Below are 14,656 nucleotides of genomic sequence, written 5' to 3'. Positions count from 1 at the left end.
TTTGTTAGTATATGATAACTTTTAGTGGGTCAAGTAATAGTTGTGCGCAATGAATTTCATACTAACATTCGTCAGCATGTTTTTAGGATCGAAGCTACAATGTAATTCCATTACAGCTCCATATCGATCCACATGCGTTGAGCCATTTTCTCAACCATGTTCAATACTCCTTGTACCGCTCCGAAAATAATACACAGAGGCAGTATAACCGGCAAAAAGATGAGCCATTGCAGCGCCATCGTGAAATTAAACTTCTTTAAAACAGGTGCTTTCATAGGATCGGGGGTTATTCACAGGTTAATCTTAGGGATCACAAATTAATTATAATTTATTTATGATCAACGTAAATATAAATCAAAACGTTTAAACCATATTAAACATTTCAATAAATAATGTAATTATTTCGACAACTTTTGAGTGTAAAGCAGTTTTGGATTGAGACCTACCTTTCAAAATACCCGCTCGTGTAGAAAAAAATTTGTTAATTTGTTATAGTAAAGCAAACCTACATAGTAAAAATATGGCGTCTTCCGACATCATTCAATTATTACCCGATTCCATAGCCAATCAGATTGCTGCCGGAGAAGTTGTCCAGCGTCCTGCGTCGGTTGTGAAAGAACTTCTTGAAAATGCCATAGACGCAAAAGCTGGTAATATTCAGGTCATTTTACGTGAAGCAGGCAGAACATTGATACAAATTATTGATGATGGGATCGGTATGTCTGAAACGGATGCAAGAATGTCTTTCGAGCGCCATGCCACATCCAAAATCCGCCAGTCTGAAGATTTATTTCGTATTCGTACCATGGGTTTTCGCGGAGAAGCGCTGGCTTCTATTGCCGCGATTGCGCAGGTAGAGCTTCGAACCAGGCAAGCAGATAATGAACTTGGAACGCTGATCAGAATTGAAGGTTCAGAAATAAAAACACAAGAACCGGTTGCATGCATTCCGGGAACAAGTTTTTCTGTAAAAAATCTTTTTTACAATGTCCCTGCACGACGAAATTTCCTGAAATCGAATTCGGTTGAAATGCGACATATCCTCGATGAATTTCAAAGAATCGCCTTAGCTCATCCGGAAGTTGGGTTTACTTTACATCACAATGATACCGAAGTTTTCAATTTGCATCCCGGCAAACTCGTTCGCCGGATCATTGATATATATGGCCGCGCGTACCGCGAACAGCTTGCATTTTGTCAGGAAGATACTTCCTACATCAGCGTTCGTGGATATATTGGCAAACCTGAATTTGCAAGAAAAACCAGAGGTGAACAATTCTTTTTTGTAAACGACCGGTACATCAAACATAATTACATGCACCATGCTGTTACCAGTGCATTTGATGGAACCATACCGGAAGGCAGCCATCCGTTTTATGTTTTGTTTATTGAAATAGATCCCTCGCATATCGACATCAACATTCATCCGACCAAAACAGAAATCAAGTTTGACGATGAAAGATCGGTTTATGCGATTATTATGGCTGCTGTAAAAAAGGCAGTCGGCGTTTACAATCTTTCGCAGTCAATTGATTTTGAAGACAATATTAATTTCCTGAACCCATCTCCCTCGGATCCAAATAATGACAGCGTTCCGCGTACCGTTATGCCAGACTGGGCAGCACAATCGAGGCATGCTGAAAATGGTCCTTCAAAAACCAACCTTACAAACTGGAATAAATTATTTGAAGGATTACAGAATACAGACGACAGAAGCCGTGAGCTCGCTGCTTTTGAAATGAATTCTACGACTGTTTCCCGTCCAACTTCGTATGAAGAGCAGCCCATGACGATCGCGAGCAAGGTCAACCGTATGGCTTCGGAAGTCATCTCTGCACCGGAAAGCGACGCTGTACTTTTCCAATTACATAACCGTTATATTCTCTCTCAGGTTAAAGACGGCATCATGCTGATCGATCAGAAAGCAGCATACGAACGTATACTTTATGAGCGATACCGTAAAATGCTTACGAACCGGAACGGGGCATGTCAGCAGCTTTTATTTCCAAAAACAATCCGACTGACACATTCGGATATGCAGCTGGTGAACGAAACCAAAAAGGAAATCAGAAGCCTGGGTTTTGAGTTTGACGAGTTCGGTTCCAATGAATTAATTATTCGTGGAATTCCTGCTGATTTGCCGGAGGAAAGTGAGCAGGATCTTTTCGAAGAGCTTGTTGAACAACTGAAACAAAGTTATTCAGACCTGAAATTAAATAAGCCAGAAAGCTTATCCAGATCGCTGGCACGCAGGTTTTCTGTTCGTTATGCGGTAAAACTATCCTTTCTGGAAATACATACGTTGATTGACCAGCTGTTTGCCTCAACCGATCCAAACAGAACGCCAAGTGGCGAGGCAATTATCGTTTTATTGACGATGGATAAGTTAAGCAGTATCTTTAAGGGATAAGGAAACGAAAATTAGCCTGAAAGAGTTATAGAATACAAACTTTTGATTTAGAATAAGAATGTTACAAATCACGCCGACTGTTAAGAACTTATTGATACTGAATGTCTTATTTTTTATTGTTGATGCATACATCTTACCTCTTTCCGCAAGGTTTGCGTTAATGCCGGTATTGTCACCATCTTTCATGCCTTATCAGTTTGTTTCTTACATGTTTCTGCACGGTGGATTCGGACATTTATTCAGTAATATGTTTGGTCTTTTTATGTTCGGACCGTTGCTGGAAAGAATGTGGGGACCCAAGCGTTTTTTGATTTTTTACTTTGTTACAGGGATTGGAGCCGGTGTACTTTTCTCCGCAATTGGCTATTATGAAAATGCACAACTCCTTAAAGCTGTGGAGGTTTATGTACAATATCCAACACCGGACGGACTTGTTGACTTCATGAGTCACCATGCGAAAGGCTTTTATCAGGCTAATCTTGATTTTTTTAATGCTTTTGAAGAAAATCCTACCAATCCTTCGTATATTCAAAATAGTATTGGCGCCGTGAAAAGCGTTTACCAGGCAAGTATCAACACGCCAATGGTCGGTGCGTCCGGGGCTATTTTTGGTATCTTAATGGCATTTGGATTATTATTTCCAAATACGGAGCTTTTTATGCTCTTTATTCCGTTTCCGATTAAGGCAAAATATTTTGTCTCGTTTTACGGTTTATATGAGTTGTATTCAGGTATACAAAATTCGCAATCCGATAATGTCGCTCATTTTGCGCACGTTGGAGGAATGCTATTTGCTTACATATTGTTGCGTTATTGGGGCACACAGAAACAAAATTTTTATTGAAAGAAGAAGATGAGCAATATTGTTGACGACATTAAGAGAGAATTTGAAAAATCAGAAAATTCGCTCGTAAAAATTATTTTAATTAATACGGCCGTATTTTTGGTATTGTTATTGGTAAAGATCGTTTTTACACTCAGTCAGTCATCCAATATTTATTACTGGATTACGGATAATTTACAACTTCCTGCCTCTCCACAGGAGTTTCTGCGAAAGCCCTGGACGCTGATCACCTACTTTTTCACGCATGAGGACATATTCCATATTTTGTTCAATATGTTATTTTTCTACTGGTTTGGAAAACTGATAGACGAATATCTGGGAGCAAAACGTGTTGTTGCTTTATATTTTCTTGGCGGCATTGTGGGCGGAGCAATTTACATGCTGATATATAATCTCTTACCATTTTTCCAGGCGCAAGTTGAAACCTCGATGATGATGGGGGCTTCAGCAGCTGCGTTTTCTGTTGCTGTGGGTGCTTCTACCTTATTGCCGAATTACACATTCAACCTTATATTTTTAGGCCCGATCCGTATTAAATTTATTGCGCTTTTTTACATCATCCTGTCATTGGCTCAGACCGTAGGGCCTAACGCAGGTGGAAACCTTGCGCATCTCGGCGGAGCTCTGGTTGGGTATATTTTTATCAAATTGTTGCAAAACGGTACCGACTTGGGTAAACCCATCTACGCCATCATGAATGGTTGGTCCGGACTTTTCCGCAAACGTCCTTCCATGCAGGTAACATATCGCGAAAAACAGGTATACCGAAGCACTAGCGTGTATTCTTCGGCATCTTCTTCGTCAACAATAGAAATGCCTGATCAACATGAAATTGATTCGATTCTTGACAAAATATCGAAGTCAGGATACGAAAGCCTTACCAAAGAAGAAAAACAAAAACTCTTCAAAGCCAGCCAGCAAAAATAAAAAGTAGTACACATCATCTATTTGCTTAATTTTGTACGTCTTTTTAGATAAGGCCGATTACCAAAATCTGATTTTCAATAGCTTTCTATATGCTTATAACACCAGGAAAACTACTTGCTAAGATTGATTCTCCCGAGGATTTAAGAAAGCTGGACCGTACTCAACTTCCTCAGGTTTGTAATGAATTACGCCAGTTTATCATAGATAACGTTTCTGTCTACGGAGGTCATTTTGGTGCCAGCCTGGGTGTAGTAGAATTATCAGTAGCACTTCATTATGTATTTAATACGCCAGACGACCAACTTGTTTGGGATGTAGGGCATCAGGCCTATGGCCATAAAATATTAACCGGACGCCGGGATAACTTTCACTCTAACCGTACTTATGGTGGGCTTTCCGGTTTTCCAAAACGTAAGGAAAGTGTTTATGACGCTTTTGGTGTAGGACATTCGTCTACGTCAATTTCGTCTGCACTTGGGATGGCGGTAGCTTCCGCTCTTCAAAATCATCACGACAGACAACACATCGCTATAATTGGTGATGGTGCAATGACGGCCGGGATGGCATTTGAAGGGTTAAATCATGCAGGATCAACAGATTCGAATCTGTTGATTATTTTGAATGATAACTGCATGGCCATTGATCCGAACGTTGGTGCTTTGAAAGAATATCTGACGGACATTACGACTTCCAAGACTTATAACAAATTCAGAGATGAGGTTTGGAATATGCTTGGCAAGATGAGCAATTTTGGAAAGAGTGCTCAGGAAGTTGTATCGAAGGTTGAAACTGTGATGAAAACAGCAATACTTCGTCAGAGCAACCTTTTTGAATCCTTGGGTTTGCGCTACTTCGGCCCGATTGACGGAAATGATATTGGCCATTTGACAGAAGTTCTAAATGATCTTAAAAGTATCCCTGGTCCGAAAATACTTCATTGTCTGACCGTGAAAGGAAAAGGTTACGGACCGGCTGAGAAAGATCAAACAAAATGGCATGCACCGGGCGTTTTTGATAAAATAACCGGGGAGATCAAGAAGAAGGTTTACGACGTTCCGCAAGCGCCAAAATACCAGGATGTCTTTGGAAATACGTTGTTAGAATTAGCTGAAAGCAATCCCAAAATTGTTGGTGTTACGCCGGCGATGCCGTCAGGATCTTCTATGAATATCATGATGAAAGCAATGCCGGACAGAGCTTTCGATGTAGGTATTGCTGAACAGCATGCAGTAACTTTTTCGGCTGGAATGGCTACGCGTGGTGAAGTAGTTTATTGTAATATTTACTCCACCTTCATGCAGCGCGGATATGATCAGGTTGTTCATGATGTGTGTATGCAGGAACTTCCGGTGATATTTTGTCTCGACAGGGCCGGTTTGGTAGGCGCTGACGGGCCGACGCACCACGGGGTTTATGATATTGCATTTATGCGATGCGTGCCCAACATGATCGTTTCTTCTCCGATGAACGAACAAGAGCTGCGGAATTTAATGTATACGGCGCAGCTTGATAAAATACAGAAAGGAACAAAAGCATTCACAATCCGATATCCTCGTGGTAACGGCGTAATGCCGCAATGGCAAACTCCATTTGAAGAAGTTCAGATAGGAAAAGGAAGAAAAATTAAGGACGGATCAGATATTGCCATTTTAACATTAGGCCCTGTTGGAAATTATGCTGTCGATGCCAGCGAAACGCTTGTTAAGGAAGGCATCAGTGCAGCGCATTATGACATGCGTTTTGTCAAACCTCTTGATGAAAATATGCTTCATGAGATTTTCAGCAAGTTCGACAGGATTATCACAATAGAGGATGGTTGCCTTCAAGGTGGCTTCGGAAGCGCTGTGCTCGAATTTATGGTCGATCATGGATACAGTTCGCGTGTAAAACGACTTGGTATTCCTGACGCATTGGTTGAACACGGCGAGCCGGATGAATTACACCGTGAGTGTGGTTTTGATAAGGATGGCATTGTTGGAGCAGTTCGTGAACTTATGCATGCTTCTTTACCTATGGGCTTTTGATTTGCTTTTTAGCGCGTCAGCAGAATTCTTCGGATTTGATAAAATAACCGTTCAATAAGTCGTAAATCCTCGGTTACGATTTCTGCTGATGCTGCCATACCGGTTTTGTAAACCAGCGATTTGTTAAAATTTGTCTTAAGTCCAGCAGGCAAAGATACTGTTGCGAAAAAATACGTGTTATCCTCCGACGGAACTTTCGAAATCGAAGTCACATTTCCCTCTACGGCTCCATATTCCTCAAATGGATACCCCTGAAATTTTACAAGCACCCGTTGCCCAATATTTACTCTCCCTGAATTAATTTGCGGAATACGAATTTCTCCCATATACTGCCGTGTTCCGCTACCAATATACATCACTTCTACTCCTTCTTTTAAAGATTGTTTCTCTTGTAAGGTTGTAGAAAAGAATACATTTCCCGCCTGTGGCGCAACAAGCAAATAGCGTGATTTCCATGATTCAATAGCGCTTCTAAGCGTATTGAGAGCCTGTCCAAAGTTTTCAGTTTGTTCCTCAACAGTGCGATTCAGTTCCAACAAATCGTTTATTTTAGTATTCTTCTGATTGTCATTTGTAATACGCAATGTTTCTATATTTTTAGCAGGAAGCAGTTTAGCCAACGCTTTACTTTCCTCTCTGTAAATTTCAATATCTGGTATGACTTTCCCTGCATGAAGTTTTTTACTGATTTTATATTCCTGATCGGCCAGTTCTGAACCACGTGTATAAATACTTCGCTGTTCATTAAGTTGTTGATCCATTAATTCAGCCCGTTTGATATCGCTCATCAATAACTTTTTCTTTCGCTCATAAAACCGGTCAGCATACAACATTCTGACCTGGACATACACTTGTTGAAAATTCTGGTACGGCGTCTGGACTTCTCCTAGATGTTCGAAGCTGGTTAGTTTGATACCGCCGAGTTTTGAAAAATCATGCTGTTCTACAATATTCCTTATTTGATTTAATTCCTTTTCCAGATCAAGTATTTCCTGATGTCTGGAAGTGCTTTCCACATAAGCCAGTATGTCTCCCGCTTTCACGCTTTGATTTTCCTTTACAAATAATGCTTCTATGCGCCCATCTGTTTTAAGAATTACCGGTTTTGGCAGATTATTCGAAATAAGTCGAAAATCAGCACGAACAATTGTGGGATAATGAATTAGCCAGCTAACAGCAAAAGCCACCATTAAAACAAAACATAATGACAATGTTCCCCATCGGATAAGCCATTTGGGAGGCTGATCCATAAAATCCCTGACAGCTTCGCTTCTAAGGTCTATATCATCCTGAATCTCTTCCATTAGCTACCTAATTCTAATTGATTTTTCACCAAAGAATAATAATATCCTTTGCTTTGTACCAGTGCGACATGCGTACCTTTTTCAATAATACTTCCTTTATCTAATACAATAATCTGATCTGCATTTTTAACAGTACTTAGCCGATGCGCAACAACAACTACTGTTTTTCCTTTAAAAAACGCCTCAAGATTACGCATAATCACCGCTTCGTTATTGGCATCCAATGCACTGGTAGCTTCGTCAAAGAAAATATATTCCGGATCTTTATAAACAGCCCTTGCAATAAGAATTCGCTGTTTTTGTCCACCGCTGATACCCATTCCACTGGATCCTATCCTGGTATTATATCCGTTTGGAAGCTCCTCCACAAAATCTCCAATGTTGGCAACATGAACAGAATGAGCAAGTTTTTTACGGTTTACCCCTCCATTTTCATCTGATTCGCTGATATTACGGGCCACTGAATCAGCGAATATATATCCTTCCTGCATCACAACGCCACACTGCTTCCGCCAGAAATTATAACTCAAATTTTTAAGATTTCCATTTCCTATTTCTATTTTACCGTCTGTGAGATCATGATATTTCAAAAGCAATTTAAGCAAGGTAGTCTTACCACTTCCGCTGGCACCAACAATAGCGGTAACCTTTCCCTGGGGAATTTGAAAATTGATGTTATTAAGTACCAAAGCAGATGTGCTGCTTCCATAACGAAAATTCAAACCGGATACTTTTATTGTTTTATCCTCAGGTAATTCACTGATCAGCAGTTCGTCAACATTTTCTTCGTTGGTTTTATTATGAATTTCTGCCAAACGTTCCAGACTTAATTTCGCATCCTGGTAACTACGTATAAAAGCGATGAAATTATTAACAGGTACATTCATCTGTCCGATAATGTATTGCACGGAAAGCATTGCACCTAAAGTTAATTCTCCATTGATGACTGATCTCGCAGCGATATAACTGATTAGAATATTTTTAACCTCATTGATAACCCTTCCTCCTTCATTTTGGGATTGAGATAAAGACAAACTTGCCATGTTCAATTTGAACAAACGCGCCTGAATGGCTTCCCACTCCCAGCGCCTTCGTTTTTCAGATCCATTCAGTTTTATCTCCTGCATGCCATTGATAAGCTGAATCGTACTACTCTGGTTTCCAGAGGACTGGTCAAAATATTGATAGTCAATTTTGGCTCGTTTCTTCATAAATAACAGAACCCAGGCCATATACAATGCCGAACCAATGATAAATACGAGGAAGAGTTGAGGATTGAAATAATAAAGTATTGCGCCAAAAATAGTAAGGGTGACCGTCGAAAAAAGAACATCCAAAGTAGTGGCAGATAAAAATGCCTGTACCCGGTTATGATCCTGAATTCTCTGCATTATGTCGCCAGTTGACTTTGATTCAAAAAATGAAATCGGAAGATTCATCAGTTTCATCAGAAAATCAGACAGCATCCGCAGGTTTATCCGGCTTGTTACATGCAATAATATCCAGTTTCGGATCACACTTAGGCCCGACTGCGATATAAACAAAACCAATTGCGCTACCAGGACAAGTGTTACAAAATTTAGATTCCGGGTATTTATACCTGTGTCGACAATCTCCTGCGTAAGAAAAGGTAATCCCAACTGAAGTAAACTAGCCAGAAAAAGACCTAAAAATAATTGCCAGATGTGTCGCTGGTATGGCCTGAAATACGGCGCTAAAAATCCCTTAACTGATTTTGAAGAAATCTGATTATCCTCCTGTGAAAAAAATGCAGGTGTAGTTTCAAACAGTAAAAGAATTCCTTCCGAATCCTCATTTGCATTTTTTTCAGGAATCCATCCTTTCAAAAAATCCTGTCGGGAATACGTAATAAGTCCATGCCCCGGGTCGGCAACAACAACCTTGGTGGCTGTTGCTTCGTAAACCACAACATAATGCCGCTGCCGCCAGTGTGCAATACAGGGTAATGGAATTTGCTCGGCAAGTGTTTTATAATCTGAACTTAATACCAAGGTACCGAATCCAATATTTTCAGCAGCATCGACCAATCCTCCCATCGTAGCGCCATCTCCTCTCAAACTTGTAAGCTCTCTCAGATAAGCACCATCGAAAGATTTTCCATAAAACTTGCTAATCATTCGTATGCAGGTTGGGCCACAGTCCATTCTGTCATATTGTCTGTAAAAAGGATATTTTCTACTCAAAGTATTGTCATTTAACTTCAATCATTTTCCGTAGCTCTTCCATGGTCCCAAACTCCTTTTGTCCCTGCAAAGGCCAGGAGGTGTAAATTCTGTCTATGGTTAGGTTTTTTGAAGTGATCAGATCGTACACTGCTTTTCCTCTCTGGCCCGCTGATGAAACCCTTCCACCCGATCGGAAATTTAGTAAATCACCAGTCCACAAAATTTTGCTGTCTGGAAAATAATAAACCAAATGCTCATTGGTATGCTCCGTACTTTTACCAATTTCATAGGCAATAACTTTACCCATAAACTTTTTCTCTCCATTTAAGGGTACGAAGTCGAACCGGAATTTCTGAGTATTGTCGATAAGGACATTGCTCATTGTGTGGGACTTTTTCATATTAGCCTCAAAATACGCCTGATTCCCGGCAGTGGTAACAACAGTTAGGGGCAGAGCAGCATAAGCCCTGAGACCTCCAGCGTGATCAGGATGATGGTGCGTCACAAACAAATACTTTAGAGGTTTACCAGGAAATCTCTTTTTCAATTGCGCGATAATATTTTCATTGAGCTCAATCCCGGAAGGAGTCTCAAACAAAGCAATATTATCGGGAAATTCTGCCACAAGCATCTTATTGTTTTGTGACACTATTTTTATAAGACTGATATTAACAGCAACCTTTTCAAAAACCAGGCTGTCTCTTGTCTCTATACGTTGAGCCATCTTTCTTTTGAAATACTCGGGGACCAGAGTCATTTTCAAGTCAGCAGTATCCGGTTTTATATTGGAACGAAAAGCTTCATAAGTAACTTCTCTTTCCGCTTTTCCATATTCATAATCCATGCGGGAAGCTGGCATTTTAATACCATTTTGATCAAAATACCCTTTATATTCAGTTGCGAAAACTACATCTCCATACGTATTGTCATAGCCTAAATATTCAGTTCTATCTAAAAGTTTAGTTTTTTTGTTGATAAATAAGGTGACTGGTTTTGAACCAAATGAAATCCATGCGTATGATTTATCTTCTCCCAAATAGCGCAGCGAAATTCTTGATAGCCAGGCTAGTTGAAGTAACTTGGCCGGAACCTTGCGGGCAAGTTCAAATGCAAAGTCAGTATTTTTGTCTTTCAACAATTTGTTTTGATAAAATCCCTTTTTGTAAACAGAATCCTGCTTGCTGACAGCCAATTCAACAAATGTATACCCGTTGTTTACTATCGTACTGCGCATGTAGCCGGATTGTTCTTTTGTAAAAAATACATCCGTTTCCTCATATGGAATGTCTTTTGTTTTCCCTGGCACTTCATAATGTCCAAGATTATGTATGACGCCCTTGGATTTTATGAACAGGCTGTCAGGAATATGTGTACTGGTAGCGCTTATTGATTTTTCTAATATTTGTAATGCCCTTTGATAATTAGCCGTAGTTTGGGCAAAAGAAATAAAGGGTGTGAAAAAAATGATGAGTGTGTATATTTTGATTTTCATGTATTAAGAGATTTGATTTCCCGTTCACATATTTTTTGACAATAGATTTGATTCCCTAAAACGATCATATTGAAAGGTATAAGGCTGGTTGCTGTAATCAAAACCTTGTATTTCTTTCTTATACCTTGCCAATATTTCTTGAAAACCCTCGCTGAACTGGCGATGAAAGTCAAGGCCAGCATCGGTGAGTATCTCCGGATTGTCCATAAGTTTTAAGTCTAGATAAAACTTGTGCAAATAGAATCCAATTCTGCCTAGTACCTCAAAACGCAAATTTTCATTAGTAAAATATTGGCTTTGAAGAACTTCGTCTAACGCATGTAATATGCATGTATAGGTAAACAAGCCATGAAACGCGCCATACGCTCCTCTCATTTCACCCGGATTGGTTGAATAATTTCTTAACGGATGATCTTTTGGGACTTTCAGATATTTAGGCGTATCCAGCGTAATTATATTAAAGATTATATGACCACATTGGTGTGCAATGTCATCAATAAAAAAAACAGGGGTTTGGATTTTGTTCTCTGTATTAAAATATGCCGTACCGTGATGCATTATTCCCGCAAAAGAATTGTGGTAAGGACTGCTGAATACTACAAATTCTCTTGTAACGGATGCTATCAAACTCCAAAAATTGGGTAATTGTTTCTGCAAGAAAGTTGTTGCTACGGATAAAGCATCTTCATTTTTATAGAGGGTGTCTTCCACAGGTTCATGAAAACTTACATCCTTGGCATAAGCCAATAAATCAGTAGGATGCAGACACAGACGGATTTTACTGTTTTCAACAAACTGATCAGGTATCCATCCAGTCAGTGTAATTAAATCTACCGGAACAATATTATATGGCTCAGTACGGATATATCCCAGATTTGGCAAGTTAACCATTCCGAACCGATCAGCGGTAAGAGAAATCATGGCTAGCCTTTTTTCATCAGGAATATAACCAACTACCGACTGAAGTAACGGAATTATATTTGTTTTGCTGATATCGGATAGGAAATAGCAAAATAATGATGGCTCTAGAAATGTAAAATCATCTTCATAATCAAGAATTTCAAAGAGAGAAGGATTTTCTTGGTAAAAAGCCATTCTAATTGTGTCAGAAAGTGATATTTGATTACAAAAAATCAAATCGCCTGTTAGCGTCTCAAATGAACGTTTCAGCATCGTTATGTTTTATTTACTAATATTATTCCGAGTAAAAGAGAAAACGCATTACTAGTGGAATGCAATAAAATTGAATACAAAATACCATACTTAATTCTTATATACGCCAAGGTTATGCCAGAGATTGTTTGCGGTAAAGTAATTATAGGCAGGTAAATAAGTAGCTTGCATGACAATTGATAATTGAAAATATGAGAAAACCCAAAGCTAAATAGCGACACATAGAAAAAAATCAATGAGTATCTATTCCAAGATGTTTGTATGTTTCTGTCAAACAATTCCACGAACAATTCATAATAGATTATCCATAAAAAAAATGACATTATTAGCCTGATCCAGATGCTAATCACATAATCAGAAATAACTCCAGTTAATAAATATGTAATAGCAGCCAAAAACAAGGATAAATTTAGGATAGAGTGTCTTAAATTTATCCTAAATATAAATTCCTCTAAAATTGGAGCAATTATAACGACTGTAAGAATCATATCAAGAGTACTCTTATCAAGAACACCCCTTATTGTAATATTCTCTGGAATTAATATATTAAAATAATTGGTTACTGCCCATACAATGGAAACTAGCATAATATTCAAAATATAAGATACTACAAATGCGTACAATGTACCTCTTATAGATTGATTAACACTAAACCTTCTGGTTGCTCGAAGCCTTCCGCTATTTAAAAGACATAGTAAATCTGAAATTAAATATCTCATTTATATTATATAGACCAATTGAAGGGACTTTAAGTCGTCCCCTCAATTGGTCTATATAATAGCTATCTATGAAACGGTGTCAAGTACAAAAGTGCCTCCCACCATGACAGACCTGAATGGCAGTCTGCCTCGTTACCACCACGTATCGCTTCCAATCCTTCTTTCAACTGTTCCGCTTTCTGTGCTTTTAATTCTTCTAAAGATAATCTCTTCATTTTAAATAGAATTTTTAATCAGTAAAAACCAACCTCCCCACCTTCTGGCCAGATATTGTTTCGGATTGTGCTACAAAACTGCAAAACGATATTTATTTCAACTATTACCTTAATAATAAATTAATGAGGATATCCAATATTATTACTGAGGTAATAGTCTAGCATTATCGAAAACACATAAGCATCTAATTATCAAAAATCTATCTAATAATTATTAAAGTTTGATTTATAGATATTTATGGAAAGATCTTGCGAACCTCTCTATTATCAATATCTTTACTACACAACGATACTAAAAGCTTCAATTTTGAAATAAGAATTTATTGCAAAGCGATTTGTAGAAATGATATTCAGTAATCAAAATTGTTGTAGAATGACAGCAGAGGAAGCATTACACACTTATTACAAAACAGGCACTATTTCCCAACCAAAAATAGCTCTCATGCTGGAAGTAAGCCAAGCCAGTGTTCACAATTGGCTCAGCGGAAAAAATAAAATTCCAGTTGAATTTTATGATCGTATTGCGAAGCTTTGCAATATTAATCTTTTAGAAATTTTACCAAGTGAGTGGAGGATCTTACTTGATAAAGAAAAACTGCAATAGCTTTTGATTAGAAGTCCCTTAATATCATTACAAATTTCAAAACATCCTTAATATCACAAAAAAGATGATCCTTTCGAGGTAGTCTTTTGTACTGTAATAGTATCGTGGTGGCTGGACAGCGCGTTCCGGACTAGGTACTTTGCCGAGTTAGTTGAACATGTATGAACGGCTAGAAGATTTATAAAGCACAAAAAAGACCATCCTTTTGAGATGATCTTTTTTGTAATGGTATTGTGGCGACTAGACTTCGCGTCCCGCCTACACGGCCCGACCTACTTTACCAATTTTTATCGGGAACGCATAGTTCAAGAGAGCGCCTCCGGTATCATCAGCGGTTCCGGGCTGGGCTTGCTAACGAGTGGGAAGAAGTTAAACCAAAAAAAATCCCATCTCCTATGAAGATGGGATTGAAATTAATAGTATTGTGGCGACTACCTACTTTACCAGGTTTGACCCAAGTATCATCGGCGGTTCTGGGCTTAACTTCTCTGTTCGGGATGGGAAGAGGTGAACACCAGGCCAATAGTCACCAACAAGCTCTTTGTGAGTGTATAATCAATGTCATATTGGAAGCAAAAGAGAATGAGGTAAAAGTTATGCAAGCTGTTGGGTAATTAGTACTGCTCAGCTGAATGTATTTCTACACGTACACCTGCAGCCTATCAACGTCGTAGTCTACAACGACCCTTGTGTGGAAGATTCATCTTCGGGCTAGTTTCGCACTTAGATGCTTTCAGCGCTTATCTATTCCCCACATA

General features: G+C 38.9%; 12 protein-coding genes and 2 rRNA genes. 5 read left to right on the top strand and 9 right to left on the bottom strand.

Going from position 1 to position 14,656, the window contains the following annotated elements; genetic code table 11:
* Positions 1 to 110 precede the first annotated feature (110 nt).
* Positions 111 to 275, bottom strand: a complete 165-nt coding sequence (locus BMY70_RS30925; protein ID WP_177197041.1) for a hypothetical protein — start codon at positions 273 to 275, stop codon at positions 111 to 113.
* Positions 276 to 520: 245 nt separating this feature from the next.
* Between BMY70_RS30925 and mutL the strand changes: the two genes are divergently transcribed.
* From mutL to dxs, 4 genes are all read left to right on the top strand, one after another.
* On the top strand, positions 521 to 2,410 hold the full coding sequence (gene mutL, locus BMY70_RS15615) for a DNA mismatch repair endonuclease MutL (protein WP_090336642.1): 1,890 nt from the start codon (positions 521 to 523) through the stop codon (positions 2,408 to 2,410).
* Between the two features lie 58 nt (positions 2,411 to 2,468).
* A complete protein-coding gene (locus BMY70_RS15610) occupies positions 2,469 to 3,254 on the top strand; it encodes a rhomboid family intramembrane serine protease (RefSeq protein WP_090336638.1) in 786 nt (261 codons plus the stop codon).
* Between the two features lie 9 nt (positions 3,255 to 3,263).
* The gene (locus BMY70_RS15605; RefSeq protein WP_090336634.1) at positions 3,264 to 4,181 is read left to right on the top strand and encodes a rhomboid family intramembrane serine protease; all 918 of its coding nucleotides are present in this window, start codon (positions 3,264 to 3,266) and stop codon (positions 4,179 to 4,181) included.
* Between the two features lie 89 nt (positions 4,182 to 4,270).
* Positions 4,271 to 6,205, top strand: coding sequence for a 1-deoxy-D-xylulose-5-phosphate synthase (dxs, locus tag BMY70_RS15600; protein WP_090336630.1), 1,935 nt, complete (start codon positions 4,271 to 4,273; stop codon positions 6,203 to 6,205).
* 8 nt (positions 6,206 to 6,213) lie between these two features.
* On the opposite strand, the gene BMY70_RS15595 is transcribed toward dxs, so the two are convergent.
* The 6 genes from BMY70_RS15595 to BMY70_RS30920 all read right to left on the bottom strand — a co-directional run bounded on the left by BMY70_RS15595 (position 6,214) and on the right by BMY70_RS30920 (position 13,294).
* Positions 6,214 to 7,509 carry a beta-barrel domain-containing protein gene (locus BMY70_RS15595; protein ID WP_090336622.1) on the bottom strand — a complete coding sequence of 432 codons (1,296 nt, stop codon included), beginning with the start codon at positions 7,507 to 7,509 and terminating at the stop codon, positions 6,214 to 6,216.
* Positions 7,509 to 9,713 (bottom strand): peptidase domain-containing ABC transporter, encoded by a 2,205-nt coding sequence (locus BMY70_RS15590; protein ID WP_090337806.1) that lies wholly within the window; start codon positions 9,711 to 9,713, stop codon positions 7,509 to 7,511. The genes BMY70_RS15595 and BMY70_RS15590 overlap by 1 nt, the downstream gene beginning before the upstream one ends.
* Before the next feature lie 7 nt (positions 9,714 to 9,720).
* Complete coding sequence (locus BMY70_RS15585; protein ID WP_090336620.1) at positions 9,721 to 11,187, bottom strand: MBL fold metallo-hydrolase; 1,467 nt, start codon at positions 11,185 to 11,187, stop codon at positions 9,721 to 9,723.
* 24 nt (positions 11,188 to 11,211) lie between these two features.
* Positions 11,212 to 12,360: a hypothetical protein gene (locus BMY70_RS15580; RefSeq protein ID WP_090336617.1), complete on the bottom strand. Its 1,149-nt coding sequence runs from the start codon at positions 12,358 to 12,360 to the stop codon at positions 11,212 to 11,214.
* Between the two features lie 2 nt (positions 12,361 to 12,362).
* Positions 12,363 to 12,848 carry a CPBP family glutamic-type intramembrane protease gene (locus BMY70_RS31690; protein WP_374754715.1) on the bottom strand — a complete coding sequence of 162 codons (486 nt, stop codon included), beginning with the start codon at positions 12,846 to 12,848 and terminating at the stop codon, positions 12,363 to 12,365.
* Between the two features lie 293 nt (positions 12,849 to 13,141).
* Entirely contained in the window at positions 13,142 to 13,294 is a 153-nt protein-coding gene (locus tag BMY70_RS30920) for a hypothetical protein (RefSeq protein WP_177197039.1), read from the bottom strand.
* Positions 13,295 to 13,667: 373 nt separating this feature from the next.
* On the opposite strand from BMY70_RS30920, the gene BMY70_RS15570 reads away from it, so the two are divergent.
* Positions 13,668 to 13,898 (top strand): YdaS family helix-turn-helix protein, encoded by a 231-nt coding sequence (locus BMY70_RS15570; protein ID WP_090336610.1) that lies wholly within the window; start codon positions 13,668 to 13,670, stop codon positions 13,896 to 13,898.
* Between the two features lie 422 nt (positions 13,899 to 14,320).
* Here BMY70_RS15570 and rrf read toward each other — a convergent pair.
* Together rrf and BMY70_RS15560 are read right to left on the bottom strand one after the other, a co-directional pair.
* Positions 14,321 to 14,432: ribosomal RNA gene (rrf, locus tag BMY70_RS15565) — 5S ribosomal RNA — on the bottom strand.
* A gap of 60 nt (positions 14,433 to 14,492) precedes the next feature.
* A 23S ribosomal RNA gene (locus BMY70_RS15560) occupies positions 14,493 to 14,656 on the bottom strand; the annotation flags it as partial.

This window comes from Dyadobacter koreensis (assembly GCF_900108855.1).
In the GTDB taxonomy this organism is placed as follows: Bacteria; Bacteroidota; Bacteroidia; order Cytophagales; family Spirosomataceae; genus Dyadobacter; species Dyadobacter koreensis.
This window is presented reverse-complemented; position numbering and strand designations above follow the sequence as displayed.